The sequence below is a fragment of the Lactobacillus sp. 3B(2020) genome (genome assembly GCF_013487845.1).
In the GTDB taxonomy this organism is placed as follows: Bacteria; Bacillota; Bacilli; order Lactobacillales; family Lactobacillaceae; genus Limosilactobacillus; species Limosilactobacillus alvi.
Genome location: NZ_CP047410.1, coordinates 1827564 through 1845355, shown reverse-complemented (window position 1 = coordinate 1845355; position 17792 = coordinate 1827564). Strand labels below are relative to the sequence as shown.

Annotated in this window: 16 protein-coding genes, 1 tRNA gene and 1 riboswitch; of the genes, 12 read left to right on the top strand and 5 right to left on the bottom strand. The window is 43.9% G+C overall.

Going from position 1 to position 17792, the window contains the following annotated elements:
- Positions 1–169 precede the first annotated feature (169 nt).
- Positions 170–1192, bottom strand: coding sequence for an alcohol dehydrogenase AdhP (gene adhP / locus GTO83_RS09260; RefSeq protein ID WP_180870637.1), 1023 nt, complete (start codon positions 1190–1192; stop codon positions 170–172).
- Positions 1193–1472: 280 nt separating this feature from the next.
- Here adhP and GTO83_RS09255 point away from each other — a divergent pair, with 280 nt between their 5' ends.
- The 6 genes from GTO83_RS09255 to GTO83_RS09230 all read left to right on the top strand — a co-directional run bounded on the left by GTO83_RS09255 (position 1473) and on the right by GTO83_RS09230 (position 6820).
- A complete protein-coding gene (locus tag GTO83_RS09255) occupies positions 1473–2807 on the top strand; it encodes a threonine/serine exporter ThrE family protein (protein ID WP_180870635.1) in 1335 nt (444 codons plus the stop codon).
- Between the two features lies 1 nt (position 2808).
- A complete protein-coding gene (locus GTO83_RS09250; protein ID WP_180870634.1) occupies positions 2809–3468 on the top strand; it encodes a uracil-DNA glycosylase in 660 nt (219 codons plus the stop codon).
- Positions 3465–4952, top strand: coding sequence for an MFS transporter (locus GTO83_RS09245; protein ID WP_180870632.1), 1488 nt, complete (start codon positions 3465–3467; stop codon positions 4950–4952). Before GTO83_RS09250 ends, GTO83_RS09245 begins: the two co-directional genes overlap by 4 nt.
- A gap of 28 nt (positions 4953–4980) precedes the next feature.
- Entirely contained in the window at positions 4981–5970 is a 990-nt protein-coding gene (locus tag GTO83_RS09240; protein WP_180870630.1) for an alpha/beta hydrolase fold domain-containing protein, read from the top strand.
- The gene (locus GTO83_RS09235) at positions 5967–6539 is read left to right on the top strand and encodes a DJ-1 family glyoxalase III (RefSeq protein ID WP_180870629.1); all 573 of its coding nucleotides are present in this window, start codon (positions 5967–5969) and stop codon (positions 6537–6539) included. The genes GTO83_RS09240 and GTO83_RS09235 overlap by 4 nt, the downstream gene beginning before the upstream one ends.
- A gap of 134 nt (positions 6540–6673) precedes the next feature.
- Entirely contained in the window at positions 6674–6820 is a 147-nt protein-coding gene (locus GTO83_RS09230) for a hypothetical protein (RefSeq protein WP_180870627.1), read from the top strand.
- Between the two features lie 56 nt (positions 6821–6876).
- On the opposite strand, the gene mprF is transcribed toward GTO83_RS09230, so the two are convergent.
- A complete protein-coding gene (gene mprF, locus GTO83_RS09225; protein ID WP_180870625.1) occupies positions 6877–9471 on the bottom strand; it encodes a bifunctional lysylphosphatidylglycerol flippase/synthetase MprF in 2595 nt (864 codons plus the stop codon).
- A gap of 142 nt (positions 9472–9613) precedes the next feature.
- On the opposite strand from mprF, the gene GTO83_RS09220 reads away from it, so the two are divergent.
- The 3 genes from GTO83_RS09220 to tenA all read left to right on the top strand — a co-directional run bounded on the left by GTO83_RS09220 (position 9614) and on the right by tenA (position 11443).
- Positions 9614–9688, top strand: a tRNA-Asp gene (locus GTO83_RS09220).
- A 71-nt stretch (positions 9689–9759) separates the two neighbouring features.
- The gene (locus GTO83_RS09215) at positions 9760–10644 is read left to right on the top strand and encodes an RluA family pseudouridine synthase (protein WP_180870623.1); all 885 of its coding nucleotides are present in this window, start codon (positions 9760–9762) and stop codon (positions 10642–10644) included.
- An 8-nt stretch (positions 10645–10652) separates the two neighbouring features.
- Positions 10653–10759: riboswitch (TPP riboswitch) on the top strand.
- 42 nt (positions 10760–10801) lie between these two features.
- Positions 10802–11443, top strand: a complete 642-nt coding sequence (tenA, locus tag GTO83_RS09210; protein WP_180870622.1) for a thiaminase II — start codon at positions 10802–10804, stop codon at positions 11441–11443.
- 289 nt (positions 11444–11732) lie between these two features.
- On the opposite strand, the gene GTO83_RS09205 is transcribed toward tenA, so the two are convergent.
- Positions 11733–12584 carry an aldo/keto reductase gene (locus tag GTO83_RS09205; RefSeq protein WP_180870620.1) on the bottom strand — a complete coding sequence of 284 codons (852 nt, stop codon included), beginning with the start codon at positions 12582–12584 and terminating at the stop codon, positions 11733–11735.
- A gap of 192 nt (positions 12585–12776) precedes the next feature.
- On the opposite strand from GTO83_RS09205, the gene GTO83_RS09200 reads away from it, so the two are divergent.
- Positions 12777–14468, top strand: coding sequence for an IS1182 family transposase (locus GTO83_RS09200; RefSeq protein WP_180870619.1), 1692 nt, complete (start codon positions 12777–12779; stop codon positions 14466–14468).
- A 46-nt stretch (positions 14469–14514) separates the two neighbouring features.
- On the opposite strand, the gene GTO83_RS09195 is transcribed toward GTO83_RS09200, so the two are convergent.
- A complete protein-coding gene (locus tag GTO83_RS09195) occupies positions 14515–15216 on the bottom strand; it encodes a DUF4811 domain-containing protein (RefSeq protein ID WP_180870617.1) in 702 nt (233 codons plus the stop codon).
- A 3-nt stretch (positions 15217–15219) separates the two neighbouring features.
- Positions 15220–16704, bottom strand: a complete 1485-nt coding sequence (locus GTO83_RS09190) for an MDR family MFS transporter (RefSeq protein WP_180870615.1) — start codon at positions 16702–16704, stop codon at positions 15220–15222.
- Between the two features lie 161 nt (positions 16705–16865).
- On the opposite strand from GTO83_RS09190, the gene GTO83_RS09185 reads away from it, so the two are divergent.
- Entirely contained in the window at positions 16866–17309 is a 444-nt protein-coding gene (locus tag GTO83_RS09185) for a MerR family transcriptional regulator (protein ID WP_180870614.1), read from the top strand.
- Positions 17310–17369: 60 nt separating this feature from the next.
- Positions 17370–17699: a hypothetical protein gene (locus tag GTO83_RS09180; protein ID WP_180870612.1), complete on the top strand. Its 330-nt coding sequence runs from the start codon at positions 17370–17372 to the stop codon at positions 17697–17699.
- Positions 17700–17792: the final 93 nt, after the last annotated feature.

Here is a 17792-nt window from a genome sequence, read left to right as displayed (position 1 = left end):
GTACGAACGAAAGGTCGATTCTAATGAATCAACCTTCGTCTTTTTTATCCCAACCAGGCCGTCAAGGAGATTTTTTTCCAACCTCTTCCTCTTTACTTAATAATGAATGGTAGATGTGAACGTTTTAGTTATTAACTAAAACATTATTAGTAATCTGAGAATTAGTAGATTATACAGAATGAACAAAGTCGACTACGTTCCGTCCAACTACATGACCATCTTTTAGTTCTTGGATCATATCGTTAATTTCATCTAAACGCCGGGTATGAACAATTGGGTGAACTTTACCTTCGGCCCCAAATTGGAAACATTCGGCAAGGTCAGCCCGGGTCCCTACAAGTGAACCAGCAACGATAATTCCGTCGAGGACTGTCTTAGCAATATTAAGTTTCATATCACCTTGAGGTAAGGCAATTGCAACTAACTTGCCACCTGGCCGGAGGGAATAGACAGCTTGGTTAAAGGCAGATGGGGCAACGGCAGTTACCAAAGCAGCGTGGACTCCACCAGTTTTAGCCTGGATTTGTTCAGCAACGTTACCATCATGCCAGTCGACCAACACTTCGGCCCCATTTTCTTTAGCCGCTTGTAGCTTATCTGCTTTGCCATCAACAACGGCAACGTGAGCGTTGAAAACATTGTGGGCAAATTGGACAGCGAGGTTACCTAAACCACCAGCCCCAACAATTGAAACCCATTGACCAGGTTTAATTCCGGCGACCTTTAGGCCTTTGTAAACCGTAACCCCGGCACATGTAAGAGAGGAGGCTTCGACTGGATCTAAGCCTTCGGGAACTTTAACGGCGTAGTCGGCCTTTACAATGCATTGTTCCGCCATTGCGCCGTCAACATTGTAACCAGCATTAAGGACATGGCGACAGAAGGTTTCGCGTCCGGTCAAACAGTATTCACAGTGACCGCATCCCTGGTAGAACCAAGCGATGGATACCCGATCACCAACTTTTAAGCTCGTTACTCCTGGAGCAACTTTTGAAACCCGGCCGATGCCTTCGTGACCAATAATTCGATTGGGTTCTTCCCCAAATTCGCCTGCAGCAACGTGCAGATCAGTATGGCAGAGACCACAATATTCCATATCAACTAAAGCTTCCCCAGGGCGGAGGTCCCGAAGTGTTACGTCTTTAACATCTACGTATCCGTCAGCTGGCGTATGCATAACAGCTGCTTTCATAGTATCCTCCCCTTCAAAAAAGACAAAACAACTTTACGCCCTTAGCATACCACTAAATATAACTAATGTTTTATTTATTTGCTGAAAAGTTTAATGAAATTTGCATTAATTCTCTTGTTAGCGGGTTAAAACTTGATTTGATTGATAAATTAAAGAAAGTAGTAATTAAAGAACTTTATTCGAATTGGAAATTCAAACCTTATTCTTTCATTTTTTTGAGTCATTTTTGAAAATTTCAGTATAATAGAGGCTAGTTATACGAAAGGGAGAAAAAAGAAAAATGGCGGATGAAGAAGTGAATCATTACCATCATCATATGGCAATTCCGTGGCATGACTTTGTGACCGATGATAACGTTACTCCAGCCCGGTATGCAAATTTAGTAGAACGAGCAAGCATTGTTGGGCGGATAGGTTTGATGATGTTAGCTTGCGGAACTGGAGCTTGGCGGGTTCGTAATTCCATGAACGTGGCGGCCCAAACCTTAGGAATTACTTGTTCAGCTGATATTGGTTTAGTTTCGATTGAATACACCTGTATGGATAAACACCGGAGTTATACCCAAGCGCTCTCGATCCCAAGTACGGGAGTCAATACGGCCCGTTTGAATGCCTTAGAAAACTATATGAAAAAATTTGAAAAGAACGGGAAAAACTGGACGACTGGTGAGATTCATAAGGAATTAAACCGAATCGAACACATCGGGGGCTTATACGCTCCGTGGATGGTAGGGTTAGCAGCAGCTTTAGCTTGTAGCGCCTTCGTTTTCTTGCTGGGTGGGGGCCCAGTGGAAATGCTTTGTTCCTTTTTTGGCGCTGGTATGGGGAACTATGTCCGCCGGAAGATGGGTGACAAATCAATTACCTTGTTTGCGGGGATCGCGGTGGCAGTTGCCGTGGCCTGTTTATGTTACGACCTCTTATTTAACGTGGTAATTTATTTATTCCACGTTAATTCGCACCATGAAGCCGGCTATATTGGGGCGATGCTGTTTGTAATTCCGGGATTTCCATTTATCACGAGTGGATTGGACTTATCGAAGCTTGATATGCGTTCAGGCTTGGAACGAGGTGCCTTTGCCCTCGTTGTGATTACCGTGGCAACGCTTGTTGGATGGGTCGTAGCGATGGTCGTTAATCTTCAGCCAGAAGACTTTATTCCGTTGGCGCTATCACCAATGACGTACTTAGTTCTCCGGTTAATTGCTTCCTTCTGTGGGGTGTTTGGCTTTTCAATCATGTTTAATAGTAGTATTAAAATGGCCGCAACAGCTGGCATTATTGGGGCCTTCGCTAATACTTTACGCTTGGAAATGGTTGACCTCTTGCATGTTCCAGCTGGTCCAGCTGCTTTTGCCGGAGCCCTTTTAGCGGGGTTATTAGCCTCACTTGCCCGGAATCGGGTTGGGTACCCCCGGATTGCCATTACGGTCCCATCAATTGTGATTATGGTTCCAGGCTTGTATATGTACTCGGCGGTTTACAATATCGGGCTTAATTCCCTCAGCGTTGGGGGAATGTGGGCTGCTAAAGCCGCTTTAATCGTTGTTTTCTTACCATTAGGACTAATCGCTGCCCGGATTATTGCCGATCCAAAGTGGCGGTACAAGAGTTAAGATGCAAATTCAATATCCAAAAACACTGGTGGCCCAAGTCCAAGCGGCCACAAAACAAAAGCGCCTGGAAGGTTTTGTTCCAGGGGAAGGGGCAGCTCATCCCCAAGTCATGTTGGTCGGAGAAGCGCCCGGGCGGACTGAAATTAAAACGGGGCATCCCTTTGTCGGGGCTTCCGGAAAAGAATTGACGAAGCTGTTGGCCCTTGCCGGATTAACCAGGGAAGAGGTTTATATTACTAGCGTTGTCCGGAGTCGGCCTTTTTCAATTCGCCAGGTAATGGATAAAATGACTGGTCAAATGATTGAAAAACGGCCCAATCGCACTCCAACTAAACGGGAAGTAGCCGCCTTTGCACCTTTGTTTGACTGGGAATTAACGACCATTAATCCAGAAGTAATCATTCCCTTGGGAAATACAGCTTTACAACGTCTGCTGGGGAAAACCGCTTTAATTGGTGATTTGCACGGTCAAATCCTCGAACAACCAGTTTTAACGATGATTAATGGAAAATATTCCCCGGGAAATAAATGCTATATCATTGTCCCGATGTATCATCCGGCCGCCTACCTCTATGCCCGGCGACTTGAACCTACGATCAAAGCAGATTGGCAAGGGTTCGGTCAGTGGCTAAATCGTAATTTGAAGGAGAAATCGTTATGAAAACAGCTCATCGTCCTTTAATTACCTTTGCGCTCCTTCTTTCTAATATTATGGCGGGGATGGACGGAACAATTGTCAATACCGCTTTACCAGCCATTACTAGTGACCTTCATGGTTTGCAATATACTGGGTGGATTGTTGCGACCTTCTTATTTGGGATGTCTGTCGCAACTCCTTTTTGGAGTAAGTATGGGGAACACAAAGGTAATCGAGTGGCCTATGTGATGGCCACTTCGCTCTTTGCAATTGGGGCCCTTTTCCAAGCTCTAGCCCCGTCAATTATCTGGTTTATTATCGCGCGGATGGTGATGGGAATCGGTGCCGGCGGGATGAACACGATTCCCTTCATTGTTTTTGCCAACCTCTATCCAGATTTAAAGCAACGCTCTCAAGTTGTCGGCTTGGCCAGTGCTTGTTTTGGGACGGCTTCGATCATCGGCCCCTTACTTGGGGGGTGGATCGTTGATAATTTAACTTGGCACTGGGTCTTTTACGTTAACTTGCCAGTTGCTTTAATCGCAATTGTGATTATCGGTGGTTTCTATCGTGGCCCCAAAGTAGCGGCTGGACGGCAAATTGATTATCTTGGGGGGAGTCTTTTAATTGCCGGCTTAGGGTTAATTCTGTTTGCTATCCAATTAATTGGGATTGTTAACGGCTGGCTCGACTTTACCTTCTTTATGGTGGGGGCCTTGTTAATTATTTGGATGTATCGGGTTGATCGGGTAGCTGAAGATCCAATCATTCCCAGTCGACTCTTTCAAAATCATGAACTAGTCACCGATCTAATTCTTTTTGTGATTATTTGGGGCTCCTTTATTGCTTTTATTACCTACATTCCCATGTGGGCACAGGGAATTTTAGGACTCTCGGCCTTAGTTGGAGGCTTAACCCAAATTCCGGGAGCAATCACTAATTTCTTGGGCTCTGAGATGGTCCCGTATGTCCAACAAAAGATTAGTAAGTACGGTTTGGTCGCAATCGGGGTATTAACCATATTAATTGCCATTGCGGGCCTCTTAATCTTTGGCCAGAGGACCCCATTCTGGGTTTTATTAATTCTCGGATCCTTTGAAGGCTTTGGGGTCGGTTTGATCTTTAATGTTTTGCAAGTAAGCGTCCAAACCGATGTGGAACTAAGTGATGTCCCGATTGCGACTTCCTTGGCCTACCTAGTTCGAATCTTAAGCCAAACCTTGATGTCGGCGATCTATGGGGTTATCTTAAACCTCGCTTTAACCCAAGGGGTGCGGCAACATCATCAGATTACGCTTAAAATGTTAAACCAGTTAAGCAATGCTAAAACTGCTTGGCACTTACCAAGGACTCAATTACCGCTAATGCGGCAAATTTTGTATCATGGGTACCATAATATTATGGTGGCCGCCTTTGTTTTGATCGTAATTGCGCTCATTTTAGTGGTAATTGTGATGATCAAACATGGGTGGTTGAGAAAGAAAAGTGCACCCGTTGCCCGGACGTGATACGATGTTGGCAAAGGAATGGTAAATTATGAAGAAAACGTACCAATTTGACCAGCAAACTTTGCGGGCGATGGCTAAGAATTTAAAAAATAGCGTGATTGAGCTAACGCAGTGTGGTGATCATTTGTCACGACAAGCAACCATGGTTGGCTTAGGCCTGCAGTTGTCTGGCCTCAAGCGGCAATTAGCGGATCCGCAAAAGCGCGAAGCTTTATTACAAGCCGCTTCGAAGACGAAGTTGATGGTACCGCAAAATATAACTTTAGTTAGCGAAGTTCAAGAACGTAACTTTAGTGGTCGCCAAGGAGTAGTATTGAATCCCCAGGCTAATCCACGGACAGTGGTCTTAGCTTTATATGGTGGTGCCCTAGTTTTACCACCATCAAAGGAACATTGGCAGTTTTACGACCGCCTTGCGCAAGGTAGTGGCGCGGAGATTATTATCCCGGACTATCCTCATTTACCAACCGGGACGGTCGACCAAGCAGTGGCCTACTTACAGCAGGTCTATGAGAGTATGTATAACCAGACACCAGCCAGTGAAATCACCGTTCTTGGGGATTCAGCTGGCGGTGGATTGGCTACGGCACTGGTTGAAGGGCTTACTAAACAGGGGCTACCTGTCCCGGGACACTTAGTTTTACTTTCGCCGTGGTTAGACTTTAGTTTACAAAATCCGGCTTTAAAGTCATATAATCAAGCAGATTTAGTTTTAGATCGGGCCGGGTTACAAATCTTTGGCAAGCAGTTTGTTGGCGATTTACACACGAATGATTACCGGGCTAACCCCCTAAAAGGGCCAGTTAAAGGTTTACGAGATGTGCACCTTTTTGTTGGTACTAAGGAATTGATGTGTTTAGACACGATTGAATTTGCTAATCGCCTTGCCCAAGCTAAGGTCTCAGCAAACTTAGTGATTGGGCGGGGCTTATACCATGCCTATCCACTTTATTCAACCCCGGAAGGGAAGGCGGCGTTAGAAGAGATTACCAAAGTTGTGAAAGGAGCTTGCAAATGACAAAAGTAGCTGTTGTTTTTGCTGATGGATGTGAAGAAATTGAAGCTTTAACTCCCGTTGATGTAATGCGGCGGTTAGGGATCGAAGTAACGATGGTGGGTTTAGACAAGCTCCATATTATGGGAGCCCATGAGATTCCGTTGGAGATGCAGACCACGATTAGCCTAGCGTTACTAGATTATGATGCAGTTGTCTTTCCGGGTGGTTCAACTGGCGCTGCCAATCTACGAGAAAGTAATGAATTGATGGAAATCATGCGAAAACGACAAGCGAACGGTCAGTGGAATGCTGCAATGTGTGCAGCTCCATTAGCTTTTGCTCGGTATGGCCTTTTAGATGGTCATCAATTTACTTGCTTCCCAGGGATTGAAAAAGAAATTGCTCATACTAACCCCACTGCAATCTTCTCACCAGCGATTACAGTGGTGGATGAAGCGGGGCATTTAATTACAAGCCGTGGTCCCGCAACCGCAATGGCCTTCGCCTTTAAGATTGCCCAAGTGCTCGGAGTTGCCACCACCGATATGCAAGATGACATGCTCTATACTTATTTGAAGCAGGAAATATAATAACAAGCTGTGTTTAAAATTTAGTGATAATCAACAAGACCGGCGTGAAAACAGGCTTTAGCCAATTTTCACGCCGGTCAGTTTATTTTCATCGCCGAATGTTACTCAGCAACTACGGTCAAAGTAGGAGCTGAATGGCAGTTGCTTCCCTGGCGGTTGCACTAACCGATTCAGCCTTGCATGGGCTCACAAACGCCAAACAAGTGCTCCAAAGTACGGCCTTAGCGGATAAGAACGAAAGGCCAATGCTAATGAACCAACCTTCTTTCTGCTTATCCTAATCAGGCTGTTACGGAGTTTTTTCATCCGCTCTCTTCAAATTATCAAGCGAGCCTGCTTACTTTTTCCACCACAACATCCAATCAAGGACTGGCTTAGGTTTAGTTTGATCGACCCGTTGGTTAACAACCGCAACGACAGCGATCATAGCGGCGATTAAGGAACCTTGCTTAAAGTAAACGGTGTACTTTGGTCGCCACAGGGAGGCGTATTTTTCTTTGTACCGCCGTAAACCTTGGAAGGAATAGAGTTCAGAACCGTATTCATAAATGAAATGGGCAATTTTTTCAGCGTTGAAGGCATATTGAGAATGGCCAACATTGGCGAGGGGCGCCATTCCAAGGTCAAAATACTGATAATCATTGGCTTGGCCATATTCAAACATGGAGATAAAGATTTTATCCATGATCCCCGAGGGGGCATTCTTAGTGTGCCGCATCAGGTCAATGGTTAAAATCTCTTTCCCCCCTGTTGGCATGAAGGTTGCGAAGGCCACCATCGCACCATTAGCGTCCTTAACGACCCCGACGGGAGCGGTGTTTAGGTAATCGGGATCAAAGTAGCCTAGCGAGAAGCCTTTTTCAACTTGGTTCCCTAACCACTCATCTGAAATTACTTTTAACTTTGCCATCGTTACTTGATTGAACGGTGGTTGGAGGATTTCAAAGGTATAGCCTTCACGATCAAACTTATGCATTAAGGCCCGTTGGGAACGTTGCTTCTTCCCGACCAGGGTAAAGTCAGCTAATTTTACCATTCCATCTTCTCCGGTCTTTAAGAAGTCAAAGCCGTATTCGTGAAGGAGGAGAGTCATTTCTTCGCCAACTTCATAGAAAACAAGTTGGTAGCCAAAGCGATCAGCATCAACCATAAACTGGTGGACCGCATCGCGCCAAACTTCCCGATTACCCACGGGGTCGCCCATAACCACTAGCCGGCCATTTTTAGCTTGATACATAAAGAAAAGTTGATCTTTACCATCGGCTTTGTAGTAGTAAATATTTTTGTCACCTAAGAAGGCTAAATGGCAAGTTTCGTTACCCCCATATTCATTAATAATTGCTTGCACCCGATCAGTAGCTAAGGGTTGTCGAATGCCAAAAGGATCGCTCCCGCGCATAAAGTAGCGGATAATAAGAATCATGAGCAATAAACCTAACAGCATGCCAATGAAGCCAGAAAGCCAAATTTTTTCTCCCGGGAAGAAGAAAAAGGTCGGGACCTTGTGCTTACCAGCGTAATTAGGAGAATTAAAAAGGCCAACTAAGGAGTAAAGGATCAGACTTCCCGCATAGATAGAGCCGTCAAAAATCAATTTACCAATTGAGTATTGAAGCTTTTCTCGGTAAATTGTGTTCCGCATTAAAATCATCAATAGCAATAAAACAACTAGGTAGATTGCCAATGACGGTGTCCCAAGGTTTATGAAGGTGTTAATAATCCCAATTAACAAGAGGATCACCGTTGGCCAGTAAGCTGTTTTAACTTTAGCTTGGATTCCCCGCGCACAAGCTAACATGGCAATCGCAAAGAGAATGGTTGTCAGTTGATGTAAGAAGAAAAAAGTAAAGGGGTAAAAACGTTGTAAAAACTGGTTTGATTCAGTTAAATCTGGAACCGAAGCTGCAAGAAGCATAAAGATCCCAGAAACGTACATGAAGACGGTGATAATAATTTGGGAGCCCTGCCGGATCATGGCGGCCGGAATGTGGTCAAAAAAATCATTGATCCGGTCAAATAAATAGTGAATGAAGAAGACGAGGGCCAAAAAGAGGGGAACGATATAGTAGAATACCCGGAATAAAAGGAGCCAAACAATTGCCGATGACCGAGGCACCCCTAACAAAGAGAGTTCAAGAAGCATGATGACATCAAAAGAGCCGATCGCTCCCGGTAACATCGAAACGACCCCAAGAACCTGGGCAACAACATACAAGGGGAAAACCGCCCAATAGTTTGCATGAATACCAGTTACCATGCCGACCAAGATAAAGAAGCCGGCCACAAATAACCATTCAAAGGTTGAGGTTAAAGAGACGAAAAATTTAAAACGCAAGGACATCTCACTAAAAAGTTTGCTTGCTTGCCGGTGAGTTAACCAAAGTACCAGCGGAAAGTATAAGCCACCCCCAACAAGCCAGATTGCATAACGATTAAAGTGGCCACCTTGGTGGAAGCCAAACATAATAATCAATGCTAACCAACAAAGCAAGGAAAGCCCAGCTAATAAGAAGACTGCAATTTTAGCAATTGCTCCAATAATTTGACTTCGACTAGCTTGTTTTCCATAAAATTGAGCCCGGAGAGTCGCTCCTAACAAGCCACCAAAACCAGCGACGTTAGTTAGGGTATTAGTAATCCAACCACTCCGAAAAATGTAAAACCGGTTAAATTTACCTGGCAAGAGGTGGGTAATAGCAATGTCATAACCCGTCATTGGTAAGATCGCAACTAGGCCCCCGAAAGTTAAGAGGAGAAGTGTACTAAGGGGGAGGGTAGTTAGTTCTGCATCAACTGCTCCCCAATCAACAGTTTTAAAAAAGTTTCCCAACGTAATCACGACGAAGAGGATGACTGAGGTAATAAAAATAAGCTTTAAGATCCGGGCATAATGTTGCCAAAAACGTTCTGCAGTTTGCCAAAAGGTTTGCATAGCTACCCCCAAATTGAAGTATAGTAAGAAAAAAACGATGTATTCCTTTCTAAGTTACATTTTTTTCGAAAATTTAGCAAGAAATCATGAAAATAGTTGACGATTGAAGTGAGTTCCGGTATATTATTACTTGTGCTTTATTGGTCCATTGGTCTAGTTGGTTTAGGACGCATCCCTGTCACGGATGAGATCGCGGGTTCGAGTCCCGCATGGACCGCTAATTAAAGAGCCCGGAAGGAAGTAGTTGTTTCTTTCCGGGTTTTCTTGTATCAGAAAATGGAGGAAAATATGGAAAATACTTGGTATTACCACGGGACTGAGCCAATCAAGATTAAACGGTATCTCCAAAGTTTGGGGATGGGGCACCGATTATTTAACGATATTAAAAATGGGGCTGGGGTATTGATGGTTGACCATCGTGAGGTGCGGCCAACGACGAAGATCTTGCCTAACCAACCTTTAACGATTAAGGTCGACCCGGAACCAGTTGATCCAACGGTTGCGGTGTCTGACGGTCCCTTGACGATTGTCTATGAAGACGCAAATTGGTTGGTAGTTAATAAGCCAGCTGGTTTATCCTCTGTGCCTGGACCAACCGAACAAAATGATACTGTCCTTAATCGGGTAAAAGGAAACTTGATTCAAAAAGGTGCTGAAGACCAACGCCCCCATTTAATTACCCGGCTCGATCGCTTTACTAGTGGCCTAATGTTAGTTGCAAAGCATCGGGTGGCGTCTAGTATGATTAGTCAACAGGTGCAAACCCACCAGGTTAAGAAGGAGTACTTGGCAATCGTCAGTGGTCATTTGCCACTTGAGCATGGTATGATCAATCAACCAATTGCCCGGATTAAGGATCAAATTTCCCGGGAAATAAGCCCAGATGGTCAACCCGCTAAAACGGAATACTGGGTGGAAGAAACCAAAGCTAACCATAGCCTGGTTCGCTTACGCCTCCATTCTGGCCGGACCCACCAAATTCGGGTTCATTTAAGTTGGCTAGGGAACCCCTTAGTGGGGGATCACCTGTATGGTGGTGAATTAGACCGGGTAGAACACCAGGCCTTACACGCAACTAGGCTGGAATTTATGGATCCCTTTACGGAAAAAGAACTTTCATTTAAGGCAGATTTGCCCCAAGCTTTACAAGAATTATGGGATCAACTAAACTAAAAACAGATAAATTGTAACTGGAGTGCCCGTGGGCCGGGCTGAGATGCGTGCAAACACGTGGATCCTTGGAACCTGTGAGTTAGAACTCGCGTAGGGACGTTACGGAAGGCGTTATCCGGCGAGGATAGCGCCTTTTTTCGTCCGGAAAGGAAGCAAAATGAAGTTTACTGATACCCTTAAAACAACCATTATGGCTTGTCACGACCAGAGTGTCCACCATCCCTTTATTCAGCAGCTTGTGGATGGGAGCTTACCTAAGGAAACTTTTCGGTATTACTTATGCCAAGATCACCAATACTTGCGTAATTTCCAGCATCTCCATGAATTAGTCGCCAAACATTTACCGGCTGATGATGCTAAGTTATTGCTTAGTTTGGGTGCCGGAGAAGATCAAGCCCGCCAAGCATTGCACCAAGCATTACAGATTACTTTAGCCGAACTTGATCAAACTAATCCGGCACCAACGAACTATGCTTATATTACTCACATGTACTATCAATTAACAAAGTTTGGGGTTGCAGTGGCAACAGCTGGCTTGTTGCCGTGTTATTGGCTTTATAATGAAGTTGGCAAAGGGCTTGCCCAAAAACAAAGTCCAGATCCAATCTATCAAGCTTTCTTTGATAGTTATGGTGGGGAGGATTTTACGACGAGTACAACCCAAATGCGGGCAATCGTTGATCGGCTAGCCTTACAAGTTGATCAACCAACGCAAGCTTTGATGCGAGGAGCCTTTGCGAAGTCTTGCTACTATGAGGTTCATTTCTGGCAAATGGCTTTGACAAAGGAAAATTGGTAATAAGAAAGGTTGGGAAAAAAGCTCCTTGACGGCCTGGTTGGGATAAGAAGGACGAAGGTTGATTCATTAGAATCGACCTTTCGTTCGCACTTATCCGCTAAGGCCGTGCTTTGGAGCGAACCAGCCAACTGGTTTGGCGTTTGTGAGCCCATGCAAGGCTGAATCGGTTGGTGCGACCGTAGGGAAGCAACTGCCATTCAGCTACTGCTTTGACCTTAGTTACTGAGTAACATTCGGAGATGCAAGAGAAACCGGAGAGAAACTGAAGGTTTTTCCGGTCTTTTTTTGACTATCGTTGATACTGTTCGTTGTTTTCAAAGACTAGTTCTGGTTCGCGACCAGTCCGGGCAAAGCGATTTAGTTGGTTAATTTGATTCATTTCGGCATTTGAAAGTTCAAAGTCATAAAGATCCGCATTTGCTTGAATTCGTTCATGATGGGATGATTTAGGGATGATTGCTACGCCGCCTTGTAAGTGCCAGCGTAGGATGACTTGAGCAACCGATTTGTGATGGTGCTCAGCAATCGCCTTTAGGACTGGGGTATCTTGATATTTTCCCCGGGCTAATGGCGACCAGGCTTGGGTAACAATCCCGTGGTTCCGGTGATAATTCAAGAGGGCGAGTTGATTTAAGCCAGGGTGCCGTTCGACTTGGTTAACAACTGGGCGTTCGTTAGCTTGGGTGGCTAAAAGTTCGAGATGAGCAATTCCAAAGTTAGAAACCCCAATTGACCTGGTCAAACCTTGTTTTTTCATATCTTCAAAAGCCCGCCAGGTTTCAAAGAAGTGATTTTGAATTGGCCAGTGAACCAAAAGCAGATCAACGTAATCGAGTTGCAGCTTTTTCAGAGATTCCTTAACTGAGTCAATGGCAGTTTGATAGCCTTGATTCTTTTCTGCCACCTTGGTGGTTATAAAGTATTGATCCCGCGGAGCCCCTAAGCTCTTGATGGCATTACCAAGGACGGTTTCATTTTCATAAAGCTGTGCCGTATCAATTAGCCGGTAGCCAGTCTCGTAGGCTGCTTGAATGGCTTGAGTCATAGCCGCTTGATCAGTTAACTTATATGTTCCTAACCCTTCCTGTGGCATTTTATTACCATCCGCAAGAGTTAACCAATGATCTTGAATGGTTGTCATTATAGTTCCTCCAATTAATTTGATGCTTTTAGTATACAACAATAGAAAGAGGCTGGGAAAAAACTCCTAGTCCAAAGTAAAAACCGGATGATGAATTTCTTAAACAATTCATCATCCGGTTTTTATGTACACAGGAAGTTGCTCCTGATATGATGTAATTATCACGAAAACAAACAAAAAGGAGCGATTTCCATGTATCAAAATTATACCATAGGGCAAACCGAATTCGTACTAAACTATAACTATGATTTACCAAAGAACCATATTGCGCGACTAATTAGTGCATTTGTCGACTCAATTCCACAGGAGGTTCTATTGGAAGAGTCGGTGGCGGCTACTGGCCGCCCTGCATCGCATCCAGCAATTATGCTTAAGATCCTCTTGTTTGCCTACTCGCGTCAAACCTATTCTGGAAGAAAGATTGAAATGATGTTGGATGAGAGTCTACCAATGCGTTGGTTAGCCCATGACTATACTTATAGTTACCACACCATCAATAACTTTCGGAGCAGTCAGCACGCTAGTAATCTGATCAAGCGTGCTTTTGTCTACTTTACCATGGCTTTAACAGATCACGGCCTAATTCAAAATGATGCAGTTTTTATTGATGGAACCAAGGTCGAAGCTGATGCCAATAAATATTCATTTACTTGGCGTCGTGCAGTGGAAAAGTACCACGCTAAGTTAAGGGAAAAGACAAGTAAGATTTATGAGGAATTAGTGGAAAAACGAGTGGTGCAAGAAATGGCGCCAGAGCTGGTCACTTCTGCCGAAGGCATGAAAACAATGGAACAAGAACTCGGAGAGCAAATCACTAAATTAGATGAAGAGATTGAGCAAGAACCCAAAATCATCAAAGGTGGTTCAGTTAGGAAACGGCGTCGTCGTTTCCTAAAAAAACTTCGCCACCAGCTAAGCAACGACTTAATTCCTCGTGCCCAAAAGTATGAACATGCCGAAGATATCTTCCAAGGTCGCAATAGCTACTCCAAGACTGATCATGATGCGACTTTTATGTGTATGAAAGAAGATCCGATGATGAATCGGGAATTGAAACCTGGCTATAACTTACAAATTGCCACTCATAAGCAATTTGTTCTTGATTACGGATTATTTTCAAACCCAACTGATACAAGGACTTTAGTGCCATTTCTTAAGCAATTTCATGCCTTAGGCTTCTTTAAACATATCGTCGCTGATGCAGGTTATGGTAGTGAATACAATTACACAACGATTCTTGATCAGTTTGAAAAGCAACCTATTATTCCCCATACAACTTATCAAAAGGAACAGAAGCGCAAGTTTAAAAACGACCCAACTAACTCACAAAATTGGCAGTATAACGCCGAAGATGATTACTATATTGATCATTTAGGGGTTCGTTTTAGCTTTTATCGGTATAGTGAGCAAATCGATAAATATGGTTTCAAACGTGATTTTAAAATCTATCGGGCAGATAAGCACCAGCCGTCAGCGCAATTGGATAAATTAACGAAAACACCAGGTGGTCGGCAACGTTATATGAAGGTTAACCCGACCTGGAATTATTACAAAGCAAAAGTGAAAGCGACCCTCTCAAGTGACGAAGGTAAGGCGATTTATCGTCGACGGAAGTTCGACGTTGAGCCAGTCTTTGGTCACATGAAGAGGGATTTTGGCATACGCCGAACTCACTTGCGTGGTCAACGGGCTGTGGAAAATGACATTGGCCTGGCCCTGATGACATTAAACATAACGAAATTGGGACAATTAATTAACCGATGGAGGGCCAATTTCATAAATAATCGAAAATCCGGACTACAATTTTTGATCAAGGCAAAAATTATAGTCCGGATTTTAATGTTAGAGGGGCAAAAATTAATAGTTAATTCCCAGCCTCTTTGATTTTCAAATATTGTTTATTGGCCGTGAAAAAGTTTTGCTCCCGATGCTACTTAACTAGTTGTTCAATTGCCCGGGCCTTAGCTTCATTCGTTAATTGAATTTGGAGCTTACCTTGGTCGGCAGTTGACATCTGGGGGTTCTTTTTCATCGCTTGCATTAATCCGGCTTTAACTTGACTCGCAACCATTTGCTTTAGTTTCATTTGCGTAGCGGGTTGCTTTAAAGCGGTTTGTAACTTTGCCGCTTGGTTAGTGCTTAAGACGGACCAAGTTGGATTAATTTCGAAACGGTAATCAATGGACTTAGTTTCGTTGTTGTCGCCTAAGATGCCAAACATCGCTTTGGATAAAGCACTGTCGTAAACATATTGATGCTTTTTAATCACTAGCTTTGGTTGTGATTTGGTAGTGACCACCTTGGACTTGGCCTGGGAATCAATCCAAGTATGCTTTGCCTTGGTTTGGTGAATATCAGTTTTGTAGATGTAAATCTTTTCTGATCCCGTGCCTAGTTGCTTATATAATAAGAGGTTAGCTTTGTTGCTAGTGGAAGCTAGCGACATGGTTTCGGTTCGAGTTTTAACCTTCATTCCTAAGTGGTTAACGTCGTGTAAAGCGAAAACCGTTACGGAAAGGACCAGCACAATCAATGAGATAATCGACCAGAAGGTATGGCCCTTCTTTTCTACATAAACCGCTCCGAAAAGGTAGAAACAAACGGCACTTAAAATTACTAATAAGATAATCATCGTTTAGTCCTCCTTTCCAACGTTAATGTTTACAGTTTGGGCGGTATTACCCTTCTTTAAGAAGTAAGTCAAAGCCAAGGCGATTACGGCGAAGAGGGCAGAAACCCCAAAAGCAGCGTGGAAACCACCTAAAGCGGCGTTAATTGCATGATCTTTGTAAACTAGTGGACTAGTTGTTAGGAGATGATGGGTTGGCTTCATAGCGTCTTGGACGTTGGTCAAGACGGTCGTCATGATGGCCGTCCCAATTGAACTCATGACTTGGCGGAAGGTGTTGTTAACTGCTGTCCCGTGAGACATTTCGTCAAGTGGTAAGACGTTCATCCCAGAAGTCGTGACTGGCATGAAGACCATTGAAACCCCAAAAAGTCGAATGGCATAAAAGACAACGATGGACAGAATTGGAGTTTGTTGCGTCAAGGTTAAAAATGGTACCGTCCCGATTAAGAGAAGGGCCAACCCAACAACGGCCAACCGCCGGGCCCCATATTTATCAAAGAGCCGACCAGTGAGGGGTTGCATAAATCCTAACATAAGGGCCCCTGGTAAAAGCATTAGCCCAGAATGGAAGGCTGTTTCACCCCGAACATTTTGGATGTAAGTAGGTAAAAGCATTTCTACCCCAATCATCGCTAAGTTAACCGTGGAAGAAAGAACCGCCGCAATCGCAAATTCAGGATGCTTGAAGACCCGGATATCCAAGAAGGGATCATCAAGTTTCAATTGCCGGTGGGTAAATAAGATGATAAAGATAATCCCAACGATTATAAAGCTAAGGACCAAAGTGTCTCCCCAGCCCCGACTAGATGCTTCAGAAACCCCGTAAAGTAAGCCCCCAAAACCAATCGTTGAGGTAATGATGGACCAAACATCCATTGGTTGTTGGTGGACATGCAAAACTGGCTTCATCACGATGAAGGCCAAAATTAAAATAATGGCAATAAATGGAATAATGATTCCAAAGAGATCACGCCAGGAATAGTTGTCAACGATAATTCCGGAAAGGGTTGGACCAACCGCTGGGGCTAACCCCATCGCGATCCCAACCATCCCCATGGCGCTCCCTCGTTGTTCGGGTGGGAAGACTGAGAGCATGATTGTTTGGTTAAGCGGCATTGTAATCCCAACCGCGAGGGCTTGGATAATCCGTCCAACAATTAGAATTGCAAAAGTGGGGGCGAAGAATGAAACCACTGTTCCTAATAGGAAAACAGCCATGGCACCGATGTACATCATCCGTGAGTTAAACTTGTTAATTAACCAAGCGGAAACTGGAATCATAATTCCGTTAGTTAACATAAAGGAAGTAGTTAGCCACTGAACGGTCGCAGTGGAAACGTCAAAGGACTTCATGATTGCCGGGTAGGCCGTTGCTAAAAACGTCCCGGTTAACATGGTAAAGAAGGAACCAATCGTTAAAACCGTGACCAGCAAAGTCCGGTTATAAGGGTTCCCGTGAATGTCCAAAATTGCGTCTTTGGACGACATTTAGACCCCTTCTTTCTTTTTATAAGTAAATTTAAACAGGAATTAATGTAACTCTTTCTTACCTTTTTGTCAAATAATTTGACAAAAACATCAAAAAATGTAACACTACCTATTGTGAACTAAAAAGATTTAGTAGAATGTTTTTCAAAGGAGGCGCCGTTGTGCGGGCATTACCAAATATCTTTAAAGAAGCCATGGCCCAAATCCAAATTCCTCTCTCTGAGGTTTCTCGGGTTACCGGGGTTTCGCCGCGACAAATACGGTATTGGGAAGCAAAGGGCTTTTTGACATCGCACCAAGCGCAAAAAAATCAAAGCCATAAATTTAATTTTTTTACTTTGACCAAGGTCTTGGAAATTAAAGAATATCTCGACCAAGGTTTTACCCTTCAAGCAGCTGTCGAAAAACAAAAGGGCCGGCGAAATATTACTCTGAGTATTCACCGGTTTATTGCTGAGCGGTTGCTCGCTACCGAAGAAGAGGGTAAGACGGTTGAGATTAACTTAGGACCTTTAGATAATGATGAAACGAAGGTTGTAGTGGCGAAAGTCGAAGCTGGTCAGCCGGTAAAAATAATTTTGAAAAAACATCGACCTTTAGATTAACGAAAACGCTCCCGGAGTGCTATTCTAGAATTATAGAAATGAAGAGGATGGGAGAAACTCATGGTAGCATATCAATCATTATCTGCAGAAGCACAGGATCGGGCACAACAAGGTTTTATGACTTTTTACATTGCTCACTTTAAACGCGATGACTTGGAAATTTTAACTGAATTGGGTTCCGATAGTGAGATGGCAATGATCAATCACGTTTTACGGAAGTACAACTTTTTGACGGTTGATCGCTTGGTGAAAATTAGTCAACGATTGACGCAAGCTATTTTTATTAACTTATTGGAAAAGACAGAGATGGAATTTGATGCCAACGGGGTCCCAGCGGAAAGTTGGGAAACTTGGATGGCTAAGCGGCACGCAGTTTTGCGGACGTTCTAGAAGCGGTAAGAAGAAAAAACTGCGATGACTGCAAGCAAGGCAATATCCACTTGGTCTCTGTCTTGGTCATAGTTTCTAAGCAACATGCAGAGG

Excerpts from the sequence above, each read along its gene's own strand:
- adhP (WP_180870637.1), bottom strand. The coding sequence starts at position 1,192 with ATGAAAGCAGCTGTTATGCATACGCCAGCTGACGGATACGTAGATGTT.
- GTO83_RS09255 (WP_180870635.1), top strand. The coding sequence starts at position 1,473 with ATGGCGGATGAAGAAGTGAATCATTACCATCATCATATGGCAATTCCG.
- GTO83_RS09250 (WP_180870634.1), top strand. The coding sequence starts at position 2,809 with ATGCAAATTCAATATCCAAAAACACTGGTGGCCCAAGTCCAAGCGGCC.
- GTO83_RS09245 (WP_180870632.1), top strand. The coding sequence starts at position 3,465 with ATGAAAACAGCTCATCGTCCTTTAATTACCTTTGCGCTCCTTCTTTCT.
- GTO83_RS09240 (WP_180870630.1), top strand. The coding sequence starts at position 4,981 with ATGAAGAAAACGTACCAATTTGACCAGCAAACTTTGCGGGCGATGGCT.
- GTO83_RS09235 (WP_180870629.1), top strand. The coding sequence starts at position 5,967 with ATGACAAAAGTAGCTGTTGTTTTTGCTGATGGATGTGAAGAAATTGAA.
- GTO83_RS09230 (WP_180870627.1), top strand. The coding sequence starts at position 6,674 with ATGGCAGTTGCTTCCCTGGCGGTTGCACTAACCGATTCAGCCTTGCAT.
- mprF (WP_180870625.1), bottom strand. The coding sequence starts at position 9,471 with ATGCAAACCTTTTGGCAAACTGCAGAACGTTTTTGGCAACATTATGCC.
- GTO83_RS09215 (WP_180870623.1), top strand. The coding sequence starts at position 9,760 with ATGGAAAATACTTGGTATTACCACGGGACTGAGCCAATCAAGATTAAA.
- tenA (WP_180870622.1), top strand. The coding sequence starts at position 10,802 with ATGAAGTTTACTGATACCCTTAAAACAACCATTATGGCTTGTCACGAC.
- GTO83_RS09205 (WP_180870620.1), bottom strand. The coding sequence starts at position 12,584 with ATGACAACCATTCAAGATCATTGGTTAACTCTTGCGGATGGTAATAAA.
- GTO83_RS09200 (WP_180870619.1), top strand. The coding sequence starts at position 12,777 with ATGTATCAAAATTATACCATAGGGCAAACCGAATTCGTACTAAACTAT.
- GTO83_RS09195 (WP_180870617.1), bottom strand. The coding sequence starts at position 15,216 with ATGATTATCTTATTAGTAATTTTAAGTGCCGTTTGTTTCTACCTTTTC.
- GTO83_RS09190 (WP_180870615.1), bottom strand. The coding sequence starts at position 16,704 with ATGTCGTCCAAAGACGCAATTTTGGACATTCACGGGAACCCTTATAAC.
- GTO83_RS09180 (WP_180870612.1), top strand. The coding sequence starts at position 17,370 with ATGGTAGCATATCAATCATTATCTGCAGAAGCACAGGATCGGGCACAA.